The organism is Actinopolyspora sp. BKK2 (genome assembly GCF_011291845.1).
Taxonomy (GTDB): domain Bacteria; phylum Actinomycetota; class Actinomycetes; order Mycobacteriales; family Pseudonocardiaceae; genus Actinopolyspora; species Actinopolyspora saharensis.
The window spans coordinates 124,377-139,403 of sequence record NZ_JAANTE010000007.1 but is presented as its reverse complement, the minus strand read 5'-3'; the positions used below and the strand labels follow the sequence as shown (position 1 = coordinate 139,403).

Annotated in this window: 12 protein-coding genes and 1 riboswitch; of the genes, 4 read left to right on the top strand and 8 right to left on the bottom strand. The window is 70.2% G+C overall.

Going from position 1 to position 15,027, the window contains the following annotated elements; genetic code table 11:
* From G9Q41_RS15720 to G9Q41_RS15700, 5 genes are all read right to left on the bottom strand, one after another.
* A complete protein-coding gene (locus G9Q41_RS15720; protein ID WP_207631199.1) occupies positions 1–960 on the bottom strand; it encodes a formylglycine-generating enzyme family protein in 960 nt (319 codons plus the stop codon).
* The gene (locus G9Q41_RS15715; protein ID WP_165633206.1) at positions 953–3,316 is read right to left on the bottom strand and encodes an arylsulfatase; all 2,364 of its coding nucleotides are present in this window, start codon (positions 3,314–3,316) and stop codon (positions 953–955) included. Before G9Q41_RS15715 ends, G9Q41_RS15720 begins: the two co-directional genes overlap by 8 nt.
* 553 nt (positions 3,317–3,869) lie before the next feature.
* Positions 3,870–4,343, bottom strand: coding sequence for an OsmC family protein (locus G9Q41_RS15710; RefSeq protein ID WP_165633207.1), 474 nt, complete (start codon positions 4,341–4,343; stop codon positions 3,870–3,872).
* A 271-nt stretch (positions 4,344–4,614) separates the two neighbouring features.
* The gene (gene lepA / locus G9Q41_RS15705; RefSeq protein ID WP_092523312.1) at positions 4,615–6,468 is read right to left on the bottom strand and encodes a translation elongation factor 4; all 1,854 of its coding nucleotides are present in this window, start codon (positions 6,466–6,468) and stop codon (positions 4,615–4,617) included.
* Positions 6,469–6,648: 180 nt separating this feature from the next.
* Complete coding sequence (locus G9Q41_RS15700; protein WP_165633208.1) at positions 6,649–7,029, bottom strand: VOC family protein; 381 nt, start codon at positions 7,027–7,029, stop codon at positions 6,649–6,651.
* 245 nt (positions 7,030–7,274) lie between these two features.
* On the opposite strand from G9Q41_RS15700, the gene G9Q41_RS15695 reads away from it, so the two are divergent.
* From G9Q41_RS15695 to rpsT, 3 genes are all read left to right on the top strand, one after another.
* Positions 7,275–8,219 (top strand): SPFH domain-containing protein, encoded by a 945-nt coding sequence (locus tag G9Q41_RS15695; RefSeq protein WP_092523316.1) that lies wholly within the window; start codon positions 7,275–7,277, stop codon positions 8,217–8,219.
* Between the two features lie 8 nt (positions 8,220–8,227).
* The gene (locus G9Q41_RS15690; protein ID WP_165633209.1) at positions 8,228–8,449 is read left to right on the top strand and encodes a hypothetical protein; all 222 of its coding nucleotides are present in this window, start codon (positions 8,228–8,230) and stop codon (positions 8,447–8,449) included.
* Positions 8,450–8,632: 183 nt separating this feature from the next.
* Positions 8,633–8,893 carry a 30S ribosomal protein S20 gene (gene rpsT, locus G9Q41_RS15685; protein ID WP_017973828.1) on the top strand — a complete coding sequence of 87 codons (261 nt, stop codon included), beginning with the start codon at positions 8,633–8,635 and terminating at the stop codon, positions 8,891–8,893.
* 264 nt (positions 8,894–9,157) lie between these two features.
* Here the strand turns inward: rpsT and holA are convergent, their stop codons facing one another.
* Complete coding sequence (gene holA, locus G9Q41_RS15680; protein ID WP_165633210.1) at positions 9,158–10,138, bottom strand: DNA polymerase III subunit delta; 981 nt, start codon at positions 10,136–10,138, stop codon at positions 9,158–9,160.
* A 106-nt stretch (positions 10,139–10,244) separates the two neighbouring features.
* A riboswitch (SAM riboswitch) is annotated at positions 10,245–10,376 on the top strand.
* Positions 10,377–10,390: 14 nt separating this feature from the next.
* Here holA and thrC point away from each other — a divergent pair.
* A complete protein-coding gene (thrC, locus tag G9Q41_RS15675) occupies positions 10,391–11,662 on the top strand; it encodes a threonine synthase (RefSeq protein WP_092523320.1) in 1,272 nt (423 codons plus the stop codon).
* 143 nt (positions 11,663–11,805) lie between these two features.
* On the opposite strand, the gene G9Q41_RS15670 is transcribed toward thrC, so the two are convergent.
* Both G9Q41_RS15670 and G9Q41_RS15665 read right to left on the bottom strand, forming a co-directional pair.
* Positions 11,806–14,178, bottom strand: coding sequence for a ComEC/Rec2 family competence protein (locus tag G9Q41_RS15670; protein ID WP_347568693.1), 2,373 nt, complete (start codon positions 14,176–14,178; stop codon positions 11,806–11,808).
* Positions 14,179–14,189: 11 nt separating this feature from the next.
* Positions 14,190–15,014, bottom strand: coding sequence for a helix-hairpin-helix domain-containing protein (locus tag G9Q41_RS15665; RefSeq protein WP_092523324.1), 825 nt, complete (start codon positions 15,012–15,014; stop codon positions 14,190–14,192).
* Positions 15,015–15,027: the final 13 nt, after the last annotated feature.

Here is a 15,027-nt window from a genome sequence, read left to right as displayed (position 1 = left end):
CTACGCGTCACGCACGCACCGGAAACCGATGTTGCCGATCGAGGAGTCCGGGGTCACGCCCTGCCGCGCCGACACCCGGTAACGGCGGCAGTGGGACTCGTGGCACAGGTAGGAACCACCACGTGCGCTGCGCCGCTGCCCCACCGGAGGGCCCTGCGGATTGGTTCCGACTCCTCCGGCCGGGTACTCGGGATCGAACCAGTCCGCGCACCACTCCCACACGTTGCCGGTCATGTTGTACAAGCCGTACCCGTTCGGGGCGAACTCGTCCACGGGGCAGGTGCCGTACCAGCCGTCCGCGCACTCGTTGCGCCCGGGGAACTCACCCTGCCACACGTTCATCCGGTGCTCTCCCGAAGGTTCCAGCTCATCACCCCACGGGAAGGCGCACCCCTCCAGTCCGCCGCGCGCCGCGTGCTCCCACTCGGCCTCGGTCGGCAACCTGAGCCCGGCCCAGACGCAGTAGGCCTGCGCGTCCCGGAAGGACACGTGCGTGACCGGGTGATCCGAACGCTGGACCACATCGGAGTGCGGCCCCTCCGGGCACCACCAGTAGGCCCCCTCGACCTGGCGCCACCAGGGGGCGGCCGCCACCCCCCGCGTGGGCGGGAAGTCGTCGGGCAGGAGGCCGCCGAACACGAACGACCACCCCCACAGCTCGGCGTCGGTCCGGTAGCCGGTCGCGTCCACGAAGGCGGCGAAATCCGCGACCGTCACCGTCGTGGGCGAGATCCAGTACGGATCGAGCCGCACCTCGCGTACCGGCCCCTCGCCGTCCTGCGCGTAGGCGTGGTCCCGGTCCTCGCCCATGCGGAAGACGCCTCCGTCGAGCCGCACGAGTCCCGCGGTGGAACCGGAGCGGGCCTCGCCCCGGTCCACCACCGGCTCCTCCGCGGACGAGCTCGCGGCACGTCCCGCCGAGGGGGCGCAGCAGGCCGGTTTCTCCTCCTGCTCACTCATGTGCCGCCCTGAACCTCTCGCGTCCCAGTTCGCTGTCGCTGTCGCTGTGCAGGTCGTCGCCGAGGTCCACGCGCACCGTGTGCAGCTTCCCCGTGAAGGCGTTGTCGACCACGGGGTAGTCCTCGGTGACCGGCGAGGCGCGGTCCACCCCGACGTCGAACGTCTCGTCGAAGGCGAAGTAGTAGGGGATGGTGGCCTCGACCCGCCCCTCGGCGACCTGCGCGCCGTCCACGGAGAGGGTCGCGGTGCCGCCCATGCCGACACCACCGCCGTCGTAGGAGAACTCGAGCGCGATCTCGTGCGTTCCCGCGCTCAACTGCTCGGAGTCCTGCACCCGGTAGAGCTCGAGCCCGAAGTAGTTGTACGCGTAGCAGGCCCTGCCCTCGTGCACGTACAGCGACCACCCGCCGAAGCGACCGCCCTGGGCCACCAGGACGCCCTCGGCGCCGGCCTCGGGGATCTCGCAGCGTGCGGTGAGCGTGTGCGAGCGGTTCTTGACGTTGGGCGCGGTCTCCTCGGTCAAGCGTGACGCCGAGCCGGGGAGGGTGATCGTCTTGCGGTCACCGTGCAGGTCGCGCCGTCCGGCCTCCCGCGGGTTCTCCCGCTCGGTCATGCGGTCGTCGAGCGGGAGGACGTTGTGGCGACTGGCCTCGATCATGAACAGCTGCTGCAGCTCCCGGAGCTTTTCCGGGTACTCGGCGGAGATGTCGTGGGCCTGGCTCCAGTCCACATTGGTGTTGTAGAGCTCCCACCGGTCGTCCTCGAAGCTGCTCTCCGAGCCGTCCTGCACCATCTCCCACGGGGTTCCGTGCCGGGTCACCGCCATCCAGCCGTCCTGGTAGATGCCCCTGTTGCCCACCATCTCGAAGTACTGGACCCGGTGGCGGTCGGCGGCGTCGGCGTCGTTGAAGGTGTAGAGCATGCTCGTGCCCTCGACGGGCTGCTGGGTCACCCCGTTGACCTCCGCTGGCTCCGGGATCCCCGCCGCTTCCAGGACCGTGGGCAGCACGTCGATGACGTGGTGGAACTGGTTGCGGATCCCGCCCGGTTCGGCGATGCCGCGCGGCCAGTGGACGATCATCCCGTCCCTGGTCCCGCCGAAGTGCGAGGCGACCTGCTTGGTCCACTGGTAGGGCGTGTTCATCGCCAGCGCCCAGCCGACCGGGTAGTGCGCGTGCGTGCTGGAGTCGCCCAGCTGCTCGCGGTACCGGTTGATCGTCTCCGCGTCGTCCGGGATGCCGCTGGCGTAGCGGTGCTCGTTGAGGGTGCCGCCGAGGCCGCCCTCCGCTGAGGCCCCGTTGTCGCCGAGGATGTAGACGAACAGGGTGTTGTCCAGCTCCCCCTGCTCCTCCAGGGCGTCCACGAAACGACCGATCTGGTCGTCGGTGTGCTCGGCGAAACCGGCGTACAGCTCCATCAGCGAGGCCGCCGACTCGCGCTCGGCATCGGAGAGCTCGTCCCAGTGCGGGACTCCCTCCGCCCACGGCGCCAGCTCGGTGTCCGGCGGCACGACCCCCAGCTCCTTCTGCCGCTGCAGGGTGATCTCGCGCTGCCGGTCCCAGCCGTGGTCGAAGGCCCCGCGGTACTTGTCCCGGTACTCCTTCGGGACGTGGTACGGGGCGTGGGTGGCGCCGAACGGCAGGTAGGCGAAGAACGGGTTGTCGGGTTTGAGCGACTTCTGGTCCTTGACCCAGTCGATCGCGCGGTCCACGAGGTCCTCGGAGAGGTGGTAGCCGTCCTCCGGCCTGCGCGAGGGCTCCACCGGGGTGGTCCCGTCGAACAGCACCGGGTACCAGTGGTTCATCTCCGCGCACAGGAAGCCGTAGAACTTCTCGAAGCCCTCACCCGTGGGCCAGCGGTCGAACGGCCCCGCCGCGCTCACGTCCCGCGCCGGGGTCTGGTGCCACTTCCCGAAGGCGCCGGTGTTGTAACCGTTGCCCGCCAGGATCTGCCCGATCGTCCCCGCGCTCAGGGGGCGTGTCCCGTCGTAGCCCGGCGCGGCGCTGGCCATCTCGGTCGTCACGCCCATCCCCACGGAATGGTGGTTGCGCCCGGTCAGCAGGGACTGCCTGGTGGGAGAGCAGACGGCTGTGACGTGGAAACGCGTGTAGCGCAGTCCCCCCTCGGCGAGCCGCTCCGCCGTGGGCATCTCGCACGGACCGCCGAAGGCGCTCGGAGCTCCGAAACCCATGTCGTCCAGCAGCACGACGACCACGTTCGGTGCGCCTTCGGGGGCGCTCACCTGCTCCGGAGGGGTGAACGGCGGGTCCTGCGAGTGGATGTCCAATGAGGTGGGATCCTGCCGGGTCTTTCCCGAGATCGGCAGACGTGTGCGCGACGTCTCCGCGTCTCCCATGTTCGACCTCCTGCACTGGGTGGATTGCGACAGCATGCGATCCGGACCGTTCAAACCGGAAAAACCACGGTCGTCAAAAAAAGATCGCCTTTGATCGTTCGACGCTTTGCCCCGCGGCGCGACAACGGACTCGGACAATTAATCGCCGACCCCTGTCGTTATTCGACGGGCATACTATCCGACAGCGGAACGAACGCAACCCCCATCGCGACCGACCCCCTCCTCGAGATCGACCTCAAAATCGAAAACGGCAAACTCCATCCCCAGCGCAGAGACCACACGGGAACACTTCAGACGATTTTTGAATTAACCCCATAGATAGTTTCTATATGGGTACCGCAAACCACAGGGAAGAGAAAGGACACACTGCTCGCGCCCCGCGCAACGGACCGAGGACCGGCCGCCCGAACACGAAGGGTGTCGGACGCAAATCAGTATGTGCACGATTCACGGGCGGAAATGCCCCGCGAACGAGTCGCGTCCACCGGAACGGATCCGGTGGACGCGCTCCGCGAAAGGCCTTCCCCGCGGCAGCGCGGAGGTGGGCCCGGGGTCAGGACTCCACGCGGATCTCCGGCTCGTGGCGCACCGGGAAGTTGACCGAATTCGCGATGAAGCACCGGCGGTGCGCCTGCTCGTGCGCCCTCGACGCGGTCTCCCGCATCGACTCGTCCCGCACGGTCACGACCGGACGCAGCACCACCTCGGTGAACCGCCCCCCTCCGGAAGCTTGCTCGACCATGGTGCCCGTGGCGGAGTCGCGGTAGTCGGTGACCACCGCCCCGGAGGAGGCGCAGATGCCCAGGTACCAGAGCATGTGGCACTCCGCGAGCGCGGCGACCAGCAGCTCCTCCGGGTTCATCAGTCCCGGATCACCCAGGAAGGCCGGATCGGCGGAGCCGTGCAGCACCGGCTTGCCCGTCACCTCGACGACGTGCTCGCGACCGTAGGAGCGGTACGTCTCGGTACCGCTGCCCCGGTTGCCCGTCCACCGCACCGCGGTGGTGTACTCGTGCTCCTCGGACATCGCTCTCCCGTCTCGTGCTCGGTGTCGACGGCTACGGGAGACGATTCAACTACGCACCCCGGACACTCGGCGACACGAACGCACCGGAACGCGGATGCCCGTCAGCGAGCCACCGGCGGAGCGGGCTTCGCCCCGCTGGAGCGCTCACTCGCGCGTGCCGGGCGCACCCGGAGGGCGCGAGTGGCCGCGCCGCGCGGCAGCGGGGCACGTGGAGCCGATCACTGCCGCACGCGCCCCGCGACGACCTCGCGGAGACTTTCAGCGGCGGGCCTTACTTCTTGCCCTTGGAGGAGTCGTCCTTGGCCGAATCGTCCGTGGACAGCGCGGCCACGAAGGCCTCCTGCGGGACCTCGACGCGACCGACCGTCTTCATCTTCTTCTTGCCTTCCTTCTGCTTTTCCAGCAGCTTGCGCTTACGGCTGATGTCACCGCCGTAGCACTTGGCGAGGACGTCCTTGCGCATGGCGCGGATCGTCTCGCGGGCTATGATCCGCGAGCCCACTGCGGCCTGGACCGGCACCTCGAACTGCTGGCGCGGGATCAGCTCGCGCAGCTTCGAGGCCATCCGCGCACCGTAGGAGTAGGCGTTGTCCTTGTGCACGATCGCGCTGAACGCGTCCACGGGCTCGTGCTGCAGCAGGATGTCCACCTTGACCAGATCCGAGGCCTGCGTACCGGACTCCTCGTAGTCCATGGAGGCGTAGCCGCGCGTGCGCGACTTGAGGTGGTCGAAGAAGTCGAACACGATCTCGCCCAGCGGCATGGTGTAGCGCAGCTCGACGCGGCTCTCGGAGAGGTAGTCCATGCTGTCGAGCTGCCCGCGCCTGCTCTGGCACAGCTCCATGATCGCGCCGACGAACTCGGACGGAGCGATCACGGTGCACTTGGCGATCGGCTCGCGCACCTCCTGGACCTTGTTCTCGGGCCAGTCGGAGGGGTTGGTGACCTCGACCTCGGTGCCGTCCTGCAACGTGACGTTGTAGACCACGTTCGGGGCGGTGGAGATGAGGTTCAGGTTGTACTCGCGCTCCAGCCGCGCCCTGGTGATCTCCAGGTGCAGCAGCCCGAGGAAACCGCAGCGGAAACCGAAGCCGAGCGCTCCCGACGTCTCCGGCTCGTAGGTCAGCGCGGCGTCGTTGAGCAGCAGCTTGTCCAGCGCGTCCCGCAGGACCGGGTAGTCGGAGCCCTCGATCGGGTAGAGCCCGGCGTAAACCATGGGGATCGGGTCCCGGTAGCCGGGCAGCGCCTGCTCGGCCCCGTTCTTCGCGAAGGTGACCGTGTCCCCGACCCTGGACTGGCGGACGTCCTTGACCCCGGTGATCAGGTAGCCGACCTCGCCGACCCCGAGTCCCTCGGAGGGCTTCTGGTCCGGCGATATGACCCCCACTTCCAACAGCTCGTGGGTGGCCCCGGTCGACATCATCCGGATCTTCTCCCGCGGGGTGATCTTGCCGTCGACCACCCGGATGTAGGTGATCACGCCCCGGTAGGTGTCGTAGACCGAGTCGAAGATCATCGCACGCGCGGGCGCGTCCTGCTCGCCGACCGGCGGGGGGACGTTGACCACCACCGCGTCGAGCACCTCGGCCACGCCCTCACCGCTCTTGGCCGAGACCCGCAGCACGTCGGACTCCGCGCAGCCGATGATGTGGGCGAGCTCCGCGGCGTAGTAGTCCGGCTCCGCGGAGGGGAGGTCGATCTTGTTGAGCACGGGGATGATCTCCAGGTCGTGCTCCATGGCCAGGTAGAGGTTGGCCAGGGTCTGCGCCTCGATGCCCTGGGACGCGTCGACCAGCAGGATGGCGCCCTCGCACGCGGCCAGGGAGCGGCTGACCTCGTAGGTGAAGTCGACGTGCCCCGGCGTGTCGATCAGGTGCAGCACGTAGTCCTCGTTGTCGAGCTGCCACGGCAGCCGCACGTTCTGCGACTTGATCGTGATGCCGCGCTCGCGCTCCAGGTCCATCCGGTCCAGGTACTGGTCCCGATACGCGCGCTCGTCGAGCACCTCGGTGAGCTGCAGCACCCGGTCGGCCAGTGTCGACTTGCCGTGGTCGATGTGGGCGATGATGCAGAAGTTCCTGATGCGTTCAGGAGACGTGAAGGTCGTGTCTGCGAAGGTGCTCACTGAAGTCTTCCTCGCGGGATGTCGACTCGCGTACGGGCAGGGATTTGCTTCCATCGTCCCACGAAAGTCGTGGATGTCCGATGCCAGCTCCGGGACCGGGGTGCTGCGCGGACCGCTGCCTCCCCGGCAACGGCGGTCTCGCGCGAGACGGTACGCCGGAGCGCGGGAGGGCGGAAGCGCTCACTGCTGCCGCACGTCGGCGCGCAGCGGATGCTCGGGGGGCACCTCGACGAGCACGATCCGCATCCCGTCCGGGTCCGCGACGGTTCCCTCGATCAGCCCCCAGGGTTGGCGTGCGGGCTCGGACAGCACCTCGACTCCGCGCTCGCGCAGCTGCCGAACGCTCTCGGCTGCGTCCCGCACCTGCAACCACAGCATCTGGTCGGGACTCGGACCGGTGCTGCCGCTGCCGGAAATCTCCAGCAGCCCCTGCCCGAGGAAGAACACCGTTCCCCCGGGGAACTCGCGGTGGACGGCCAGGCCGAGCACGTCGCGGTAGAACCGCACCGAACGATCGTGGTCTCCGGGCCGCAGAATCATCCTGCTGCTGAGAACGTCCATGCCCCCGTCCTACCCGATCGCGGACGGCTCCGCCGAACGGTCGCGGCGCTCACGGGCGCTCCATCAGGCCGGGCCCAGCCTCGGCAGGAGCTGTGGTGCGTCCCGTCGACGGCTCGTTCGGCCGGCTTCCCCGCCACTCCCGTGGGCAACTGGGATCACCCGACGGTTCGGGATTGATCACCTACCGAAAAAGTGATATCACTATGATGTCTACAAGACATCGGTTTCGACTCCGAGGAGGATCGATGAGCGCGGACGGTTCCGCCACCCGACCACCGGACCCCGCATCCGAGGCCACCGTCTCGATGCCCGACCCCGAGATCCGCGAGTACGCGGCACGGGAACGCGCCCCCGGACTGCCGATGCTCGGGCTGGGACTGCTCGCGCTGTTCGGCGGCATCGCGCTGGTGACCATCGGGGGTGCCACGTCGACGTGGTGGCTGCTGGCGATCGGGATCGTCGTCGTAATCGGAGGACTGCTGGTCCTGATCGGGCTGGTGGCCGTCTCCCCGGGAGAGGCGCGGGTGCTGCAGTTCCTCGGCCGCTACACCGGGACGCTGCGTCCGGCCGGGTTGCAGTGGGTCAATCCGCTGACCACGCGCAGGCCCATCTCCACACGGATCCGCAATCACGAGACCAACGTGATGAAGGTCAACGACGCCGACGGCAGCCCGATCGAGATCGCCGCGGTCGTCGTGTGGCAAGTCGCCGACACCGCGCAGGCGTCGTTCACGGTCGACGACTTCGTCGAGTTCGTGCAGACCCAGACCGAAACTGCGGTGCGGCACATCGCCACCAGCTACTCCTATGACAGTGCGGGCTCGGAGAACCTCTCGCTGCGGGAGAACGCGTCCGAGATAACCGCCAAGCTGTCCGTCGAAGTCGCCGAAAGGGTCCGCCCCGCTGGGGTGGAGGTCGTGGAGTCCCGCCTCACTCACCTGGCCTACGCTCCGGAGATCGCGCAGTCGATGCTGCAGCGCCAACAGGCAGAGGCGGTCGTGGCCGCGCGGGAGCGGATCGTGCAAGGCGCGGTCGGGATGGTGGAGTCCGCTCTCCGCGATCTCTCCGAACAGGAGGTCGTCGAGCTCGATGAGGAGCGCAAGGCAGCCATGGTCAGCAACCTGCTGGTGGTGCTGTGCGGCGACAACGCGGCGCAACCGGTGGTCAACACCAGCTCGTTGTATCACTGAGGTGTTCCGTGGCATCCCGCAAGAGCTTCCTGCTGCGGTTGGACCCGACCGTTCACGACGCGCTCGCGCGCTGGGCAGGTGACGAACTGCGCAGCACCAACGCGCAGATCGAGTTCCTGCTGCGCCGCGCGCTCGAGGACGCGGGGCGGCTACCGAGCAACGCCGGGTCCCAGCCCCGCCGGGGACGGCCGGCCAAGCACGACGAGCAGCCGCGCGAGCACGGCGGCTGACCTCCTCGAACCGGACACGGCTGCCGTATTCGGGATTGCTACCATGGCCAACCGCACCGCGCGGCGTTTCCGACATGGAGGAAGGCCGTCCGCCGCACCCTCGTCTTCGCACGAGGGCAGCACGGGGACGGCGCCGTTCGAGCGCGGTCGCGACACTCCGGTCGATCAGAAAGAGGCGTAACAGTGGCCAACATCAAGTCCTCCAAGAAGCGTGTCCTGATCAACGAGCGCAACCGCCGTCGCAACAAGTCCGTCAAGACCACGGTCAAGACCGCGATGCGCAAGTTCCGCGAGGCCGCTGCCGCCGGCGACAGGGAGAAGGCCGTCGAGCTGGAGCGGGCCGCCACGCGCGAGTTGGACAAGGCCGCCAAGAAGGGCGTCATCCACCGCAACCAGGCCGCCAACAAGAAGTCCTCGATGGCTCGCCAGCTCAACCAGCTCTGACGATCCGGTCCGACCGGGCGGTTCACTTCCGCGTCGAGTCGAGGGGGTCGAGTCGAGGGGACTGTCGAACCACGTCAACGACGACTCCGCGCGGTGAAACCGGCTCGGCTCAAGAGATCGCGCGGATCGGCTCGGTACTCGTCCGATCCGCGCGGGGCACTGCAGCGGCACCCCGCGAAAGCGGTGGAGACCGCGGGCCCCTCCGGCGCTGCCGGAGGGGCCCTTCTCGCTCCGGGGGACTTGATTCCGGCAGTGCCCGGCGACTCACCCCGAGCGCAGCTCGATCAGCTCCAGCACGGCCCTTTCCAGGGCGTACTCGGCATCCGCGGCCTGCCCCTTCACCTGAGCGTTGAGCGAGGCCACCAGCCCCATCGCCTTGGTGACCCCCTGCCTGTTCCAGCCCCGGGCCTGTGACTGGGCCTTCTTGACCTTCCAGGCCGGCATGCCGAGCTCGCGCGCCAACCGGTACTGGTCACCCCCGCCCGCACTGGCCACCCGGCCGATGGTCCGCACCGCGTCGGCCAGCGCGTCGGCGATCAGCACGTGCGCCACCCCGAGCTGCAGCGCCCAGCGCAGCGCTTCCAACGCCCCGGCCCGGTCCCCCATCACCGCCTTCTCCGCGACGACGAAACCGGTCACCTCGGCCTTGCCCTGGTGGTAGCGCCGCACGGCCGCCTCGTCCACCCTGCCGTCGGTGTCGGCGATCAGCTGGGACACCGAGGAGGCCAGCTCCCTGAGGTCGTTGCCGACCGTCTCTAGCAGCGCGCTCACCGCCGGGGGGTCGATGCGCCCCCCGCACCTGCTCGCCTCGGCCCGGACGAACGCCTCGCGCTCGGAGTGGCGGGTCAGCTTCGCGCACTCGGTCACGGTGGCCCCCATGTCGCGCAGCGCCTTGGGCAGCTCCTTGGCCTGCTTGGCACGGCCACCGCCGTTGTGCAGCACGAGCAGGACCACCCCCTCCGCCGGTTGGCGCGCCAGGGACAGCAGCGCCTCGGCGATCTCCTTGCCCGCCTCCTGAGCGCCTTCCAGCGCGACGACGCGGCTCTCGGCGAACAGCGAGGGGCTGAGCATCTCGTCGAGCTCGGGAGGCGTGAGGTCACTCACCTTGGCGCGCCGCAACTCGGTCCCCGGATCGGCCCGGCGAGCCGCGGCCAACGTATCGGAAACGGCGCGTTCCACCAGCAGTTCCTCCTCGCCGAGAACGAGGTGCAACTGAGCCGGCGCTGCTGCGTCCGGAGGATTCATGCCCCCCATTCTGACACCGGTCCACCCCGTCAACCCCGTCCCGGATGCTGGGTCGCAGTGGTCGCATGGCGGGCGTATGGCGTAACGTCGCCCGCACAACTTGGATAGCTCATCCAGAGGGGCAGAGGGACCGGCCCTGCGAAGCCCCGGCAACCAGCGTCGGCTGTCGTGATCACGAACGCGAGGCAGTCGGCGAAAACGGTGCCAATTCCGACCCCGCCAGCGGGACAGATGAGGGGAGAGGACCTCGCGATGACAGCTGCCGCCCAGACACAGACCGATGCGGCGAATCGGAAGCTCGATCTCGGACCGGCCGCGGAGCTCGTTTCCAAGGAAGAGGGGCACCGGCAACCCCTGGCGCCCGAGTTCGTCTGCCTGGAGGACTTCTCTCCGCTCGAGGTCACCTACGACTTCGGCCGAGTACGCCGCGAGGACATCGAAGCGGGTCCCAATTCGATCTGGCGGTACAAGAACCTGCTGCCCGTCCCGTCCGACGTGGAGCAGCACCCGAACACCGACCCCGGCTGCACGCGGCTCATCCGCGCGGACGCGCTGGCCGAGGCGCTCGGTGTGAAGCGGATCTGGGTCAAGGACGACACGGGCAACCCGACCCACTCCTTCAAGGACAGGGTGGTCGCCGTCGCGCTGGCCGCCGCTCGCGAGTTCGGGTTCAAGGTGCTCGCCTGTCCGTCCACGGGCAACCTCGCCAACGCGGTGGGCGCGGCCGCCGCCAGGGCCGGGTGGGACTCGGTGGTGCTGGTCCCCTCCTCGCTCGAGCGGGCGAAGGTGCTCATGACCGCCGTGTACGACGGCTCGCTGCTGTCCGTGGACGGCAACTACGACGACGTGAACAGGCTCGCCACGGAGCTGGCGGGTGAGCACGAGGACTGGGCGTTCGTCAACGTCAACGTCCGCCCCTACTACTCGGAAGGCTCCAAGACCCTCGCCTTCGAGGTCGCCGAGCAGCTCGGATGGCGACTGCCCGAGCAGGTCGTCGTCCCGATCGCCTCCGGCTCGCAGCTGACCAAGGTCGACAAGGGCTTCCGCGAGCTCGGCGAGGTCGGGCTGGTCGAACCGACCCCGTACCGGCTCTTCGGCGCCCAGGCATCCGGGTGCTCCCCGGTGGCCAACGCCTACAAGGGCGAGCAGGACGTGGTCCAGCCGGTCCGCCCGGACACCATCGCGCGTTCGCTGGCCATCGGCGCCCCGGCCGACGGCCCGTACGTGCTGGACACCGTCCGCCGCACCAACGGTGCCGTGGAGGACGTGAGCGACGAGGAGGTCATCGAGGGCATCAGGTTGCTGGCCCGCACGGAGGGCATCTTCGCCGAGACGGCCGGAGGCGTGACCGTCGCTACCGCGAAGAAGCTGATCGAGGCGGGGCAGATCGACCCCGACTCCGAGACGGTGCTGATGATCACCGGTGACGGCCTCAAGACGATGGACTCCCTGCAGGAGCACATCGGCCCGAAGGCCACCGTGGAGCCGAACACGGAGGCCGTGGACCGGGCGCTGAACGGCTGAACGGCTCGTTCTCCCCGGCGCTGCCCGGGCATCGGGGCAGCGCTCGGGAACGGGTTCGCGACGAGCGCGGCGCGGGTGGGAGCGAGCTGCTCGCTCCCACCCGTCCGTCGCAGGCGGCCCTCTCCCCGCGACCTGCCGGCGAGTCACTCCTCGGGACGAAGGGGATTGCCGGAGCCGACCACGCGCAACCTCCCCGGATCGCCCAGTACTGCGATGTCGCCGCGGTGATCGGTTCGCCGCACGAGCGCTCCGGAGCTCCGCAGCGTCGCGACGATCGCCGCGCTCGGATGCCCGTAGTCGTTCCCGTGCCCGACGCTGATCAGCGCCAGCTCGGGCGAGACCGCGCGCAGGAACTCCTCGCTGGTGTAGCGCGAGCCGTGGTGCGGGACCTTCAACACCTCCGCGCGCAGTCGCTCGCCGCTTCCGAGCAGTCTTCGCTGGGCGGCCAGCTCGATGTCGCCGGTCAACAGCACCCTTCCGGCCGGGGTGGTGGCCTTCAGCACGGTCGAGGCGTCGTTGATCCGCTCCCCGGCCGCACGGCATCCATCCGCTGCCGGGGCGAGCACCTCTAGCACGAGCCCGGGCCAGCCCAGCCGCTGCCCCGCGGCCAGGCGCACCTCGCGCGCACCCGCCTCCGCGATCCGCGCTCGCACCCCGGTTCCGCGCCACGCTCCGCGGCAGGCCCCGCCCAGGGCGACCCGTCCGAGCCGCCTGCCGTCGGCCACCCCGGCGATCCCGGCGAAGTGGTCCGCGTGCGGGTGGGTGAGCACCAGCAGCGGCACCCGCTCGACACCCAGCCGATCGAGGCACTCACCGACCAGCGCGGCGCTCGGCCCCGTGTCCACGACCACTGCGGTGTCGCGCACCCCCGTCGCCAGCACCAGGGCGTCCCCCTGCCCGACGTCGCAGGCCACCAGGCTCCAGCTCCCGCCCGGTGGCCAGGGCGGGCGGACAGCCGCGGGCACGATCAGCATCACCACGAGCGCGAGGCAGGCCCCGAGCACCGTCCACCGCCGCGTGGCGCGAAAGCGCGCTCCGAGGAGCACGAGCCCCGCGCAAGCGGCCAGCAGCACGGCCCCGAACACCCCGGCGGGCAGCGGAACCGTGGCCAGCGGAACGTCGGCGGCCCTCCTGGCGACGAGCAGTATCCACTCCAGCTCCGGAGCGGCTGCCCACACGAGCAGCTCGCCCAGCCGGGGGATTCCGGCGGCCAGCGTGGCGGCCACGCCGAGCACCGTGGCCGGAGCCACCACCGGCTCGGCCAGGATGTTGGCCAGCACCCCCACGAGGCTGAACTCGCCGGACAGGGCCACGACCACCGGTCCGGTCGCCAGCTGGGCCGCTGCGGGCACGGCCAGGGCTTCCGCGAGCCCGCGCGGGACTCCCCGCCCGCGCAGGGCCGTCGACCAGCCGGGGGCGATCAGCACCAGCGCCGCCGTCGCGGTGACCGACAGCGCGAATCCCGGCCTGATCGCGAGTTCGGGGTCGACGAGCAGCAGCACGATCACGCTCGCCGCCAGGGCGGGCAGCGTGGCACGCCCGCGCCCCAGCACGAGGGCGAGCAGCCCGATTCCACCCATCACGGCGGCGCGCAGCACGCTCGGCTCGCCTCCGGCGAGGACCACGAACCCGAGCAGCGCGCAGCCCGCGCCCGCGGCCGCCAGCGGGCGCGGGGCCCGCACGAGGCGCAGCAGCGCCAGCGCGGCACCGCAGACGATCGCCAGGTTGGCTCCGGAGACGGCCGTGAGATGGGTCAGCCCCGCCTTCCGGAACTCCTCGCGGACCGTGGCGGGCAGGGCGCCGGTGTCGCCGATCACGAGCCCGGGGAGCAGCCCCGCCGCCTCGGAACCGAGGACCCGCGAGCAGACTTCCCGCAGTCCGGCTCTGAGACCTTCGGCCACCCGCTGGACGGGCGGGGCCGCCCGCAACTCCTCCGGCGGCTGGTGCACCACCAGCACGGCCGCGAGCAGCCCGGCCCCGTGCGGCGGCACCACCACCGCCGTGGTGCGCACTCTCCGCCCCGGAAGCGAGTCCTCCCAGGAGGAGGTGGGCACCAGCAGCAGTGCTCTCCCACCGATTGGGTGCCACTCGCCCCCTTTTCGGAGGGCGCGCAGCTCGGCGCGGACCACGGAGCGCTCCCCGGCTCCCCGACCGCTGGCCGGGTCCGCGTCCGTCGGCCGGGGGCGTCGGGTGAGCTCGACGCGGACCCCGACGCTCTCCCCGTGCAGCTCGGCGGCGCGCAGTTCGTGGGTTTCCACGTGGTGCAGCCTGGGCACCAGGCAGAAGGCCGTGGCCGCCCCCAGCACCACCAGCACGACCGCGCCGTTGACCCGGCGGCCGCGGAGGAAAGCCAGCGCCACGGTGGCGAGACAGCCAGCGCAGGACACCCCGGAGGCCACCTGCCAGCCGGTGTACAGGCAGACCAGCGTCACCGCCCAGGTCCCCGCAGCGGCGGGCACCAGCCGCATGTCCGCGGAGGGCGGGGTCGCCTTCCCCGCGTTCGACGCGGTCGCCACCGCCCTCGTGGTCACACGCGGACCAGATCGCGCAGGCGGGCCAGGGTGGCCGGGCCTATTCCGTCCACCTCGCTCAACTGCTCCACGGAGTCGAATTCCCCGTGCTCCGAGCGCCACCGCAGGATGGCCCCTGCCGTCACGGGCCCCACCCCGGGCAGTTCCTTCAGTCCTTCCTCCTCCGCGGCGTTGAGATCCAACGTCTCGGAGGAGGCCGAGTCCGCCCCGCTCCCGCCGGATCGTTCCGCTCCCTCGGGAGGCTCGATCCCCACGTAGAGCTGCTCCCCGTCGGAGAGCTCGCGGGCCAGGTTGAGCGCCAGCGTGTCGCTGCCCGCGCGCGGGCCGCCCGCGGCGCGCAGCGCGTCGGCCACGCGCGCCCCCGCCTCCAGGGTGACCAGCCCCGGTTCGCGAACCTTGCCCACCACGCTGATCACCAGCTGCTCGGGCGGGGACGTGGTGGTGCTCGCGGCCCGCTCCACGGTGGGCAGCGCGCGGGAGGGCACCGGGGTGCCGCTCCCACCGGAGTTCCAGGTGACCGCGAAGACCGCGCAGCCGAGCACCGCGACGGCCACCACGCCGAAGCACCCGGCGCGTCCCGGGTCGGGCAGCGCTCCGAGCAGGGACCGGGGCAGCCGCTCCCGCAGCCACCGCGGAAGCGGAATCCGCCGTTCCCGCGCGTTCTCCTCCGCGGAGGATTCGGAGGAATCCGCCGGGTGCACGTCCTCCGCTCGGTCCATCAGCTCCCGCAGGCGTTCCCGCGCGGGCGAGCTCCCCTCGGTGGCCGCGTCCTCTCCGGTGGCCCGCGTTTCGGAACTCCGCGGCGGGAAGAGATCGGACATGTTTCCGAAGCTA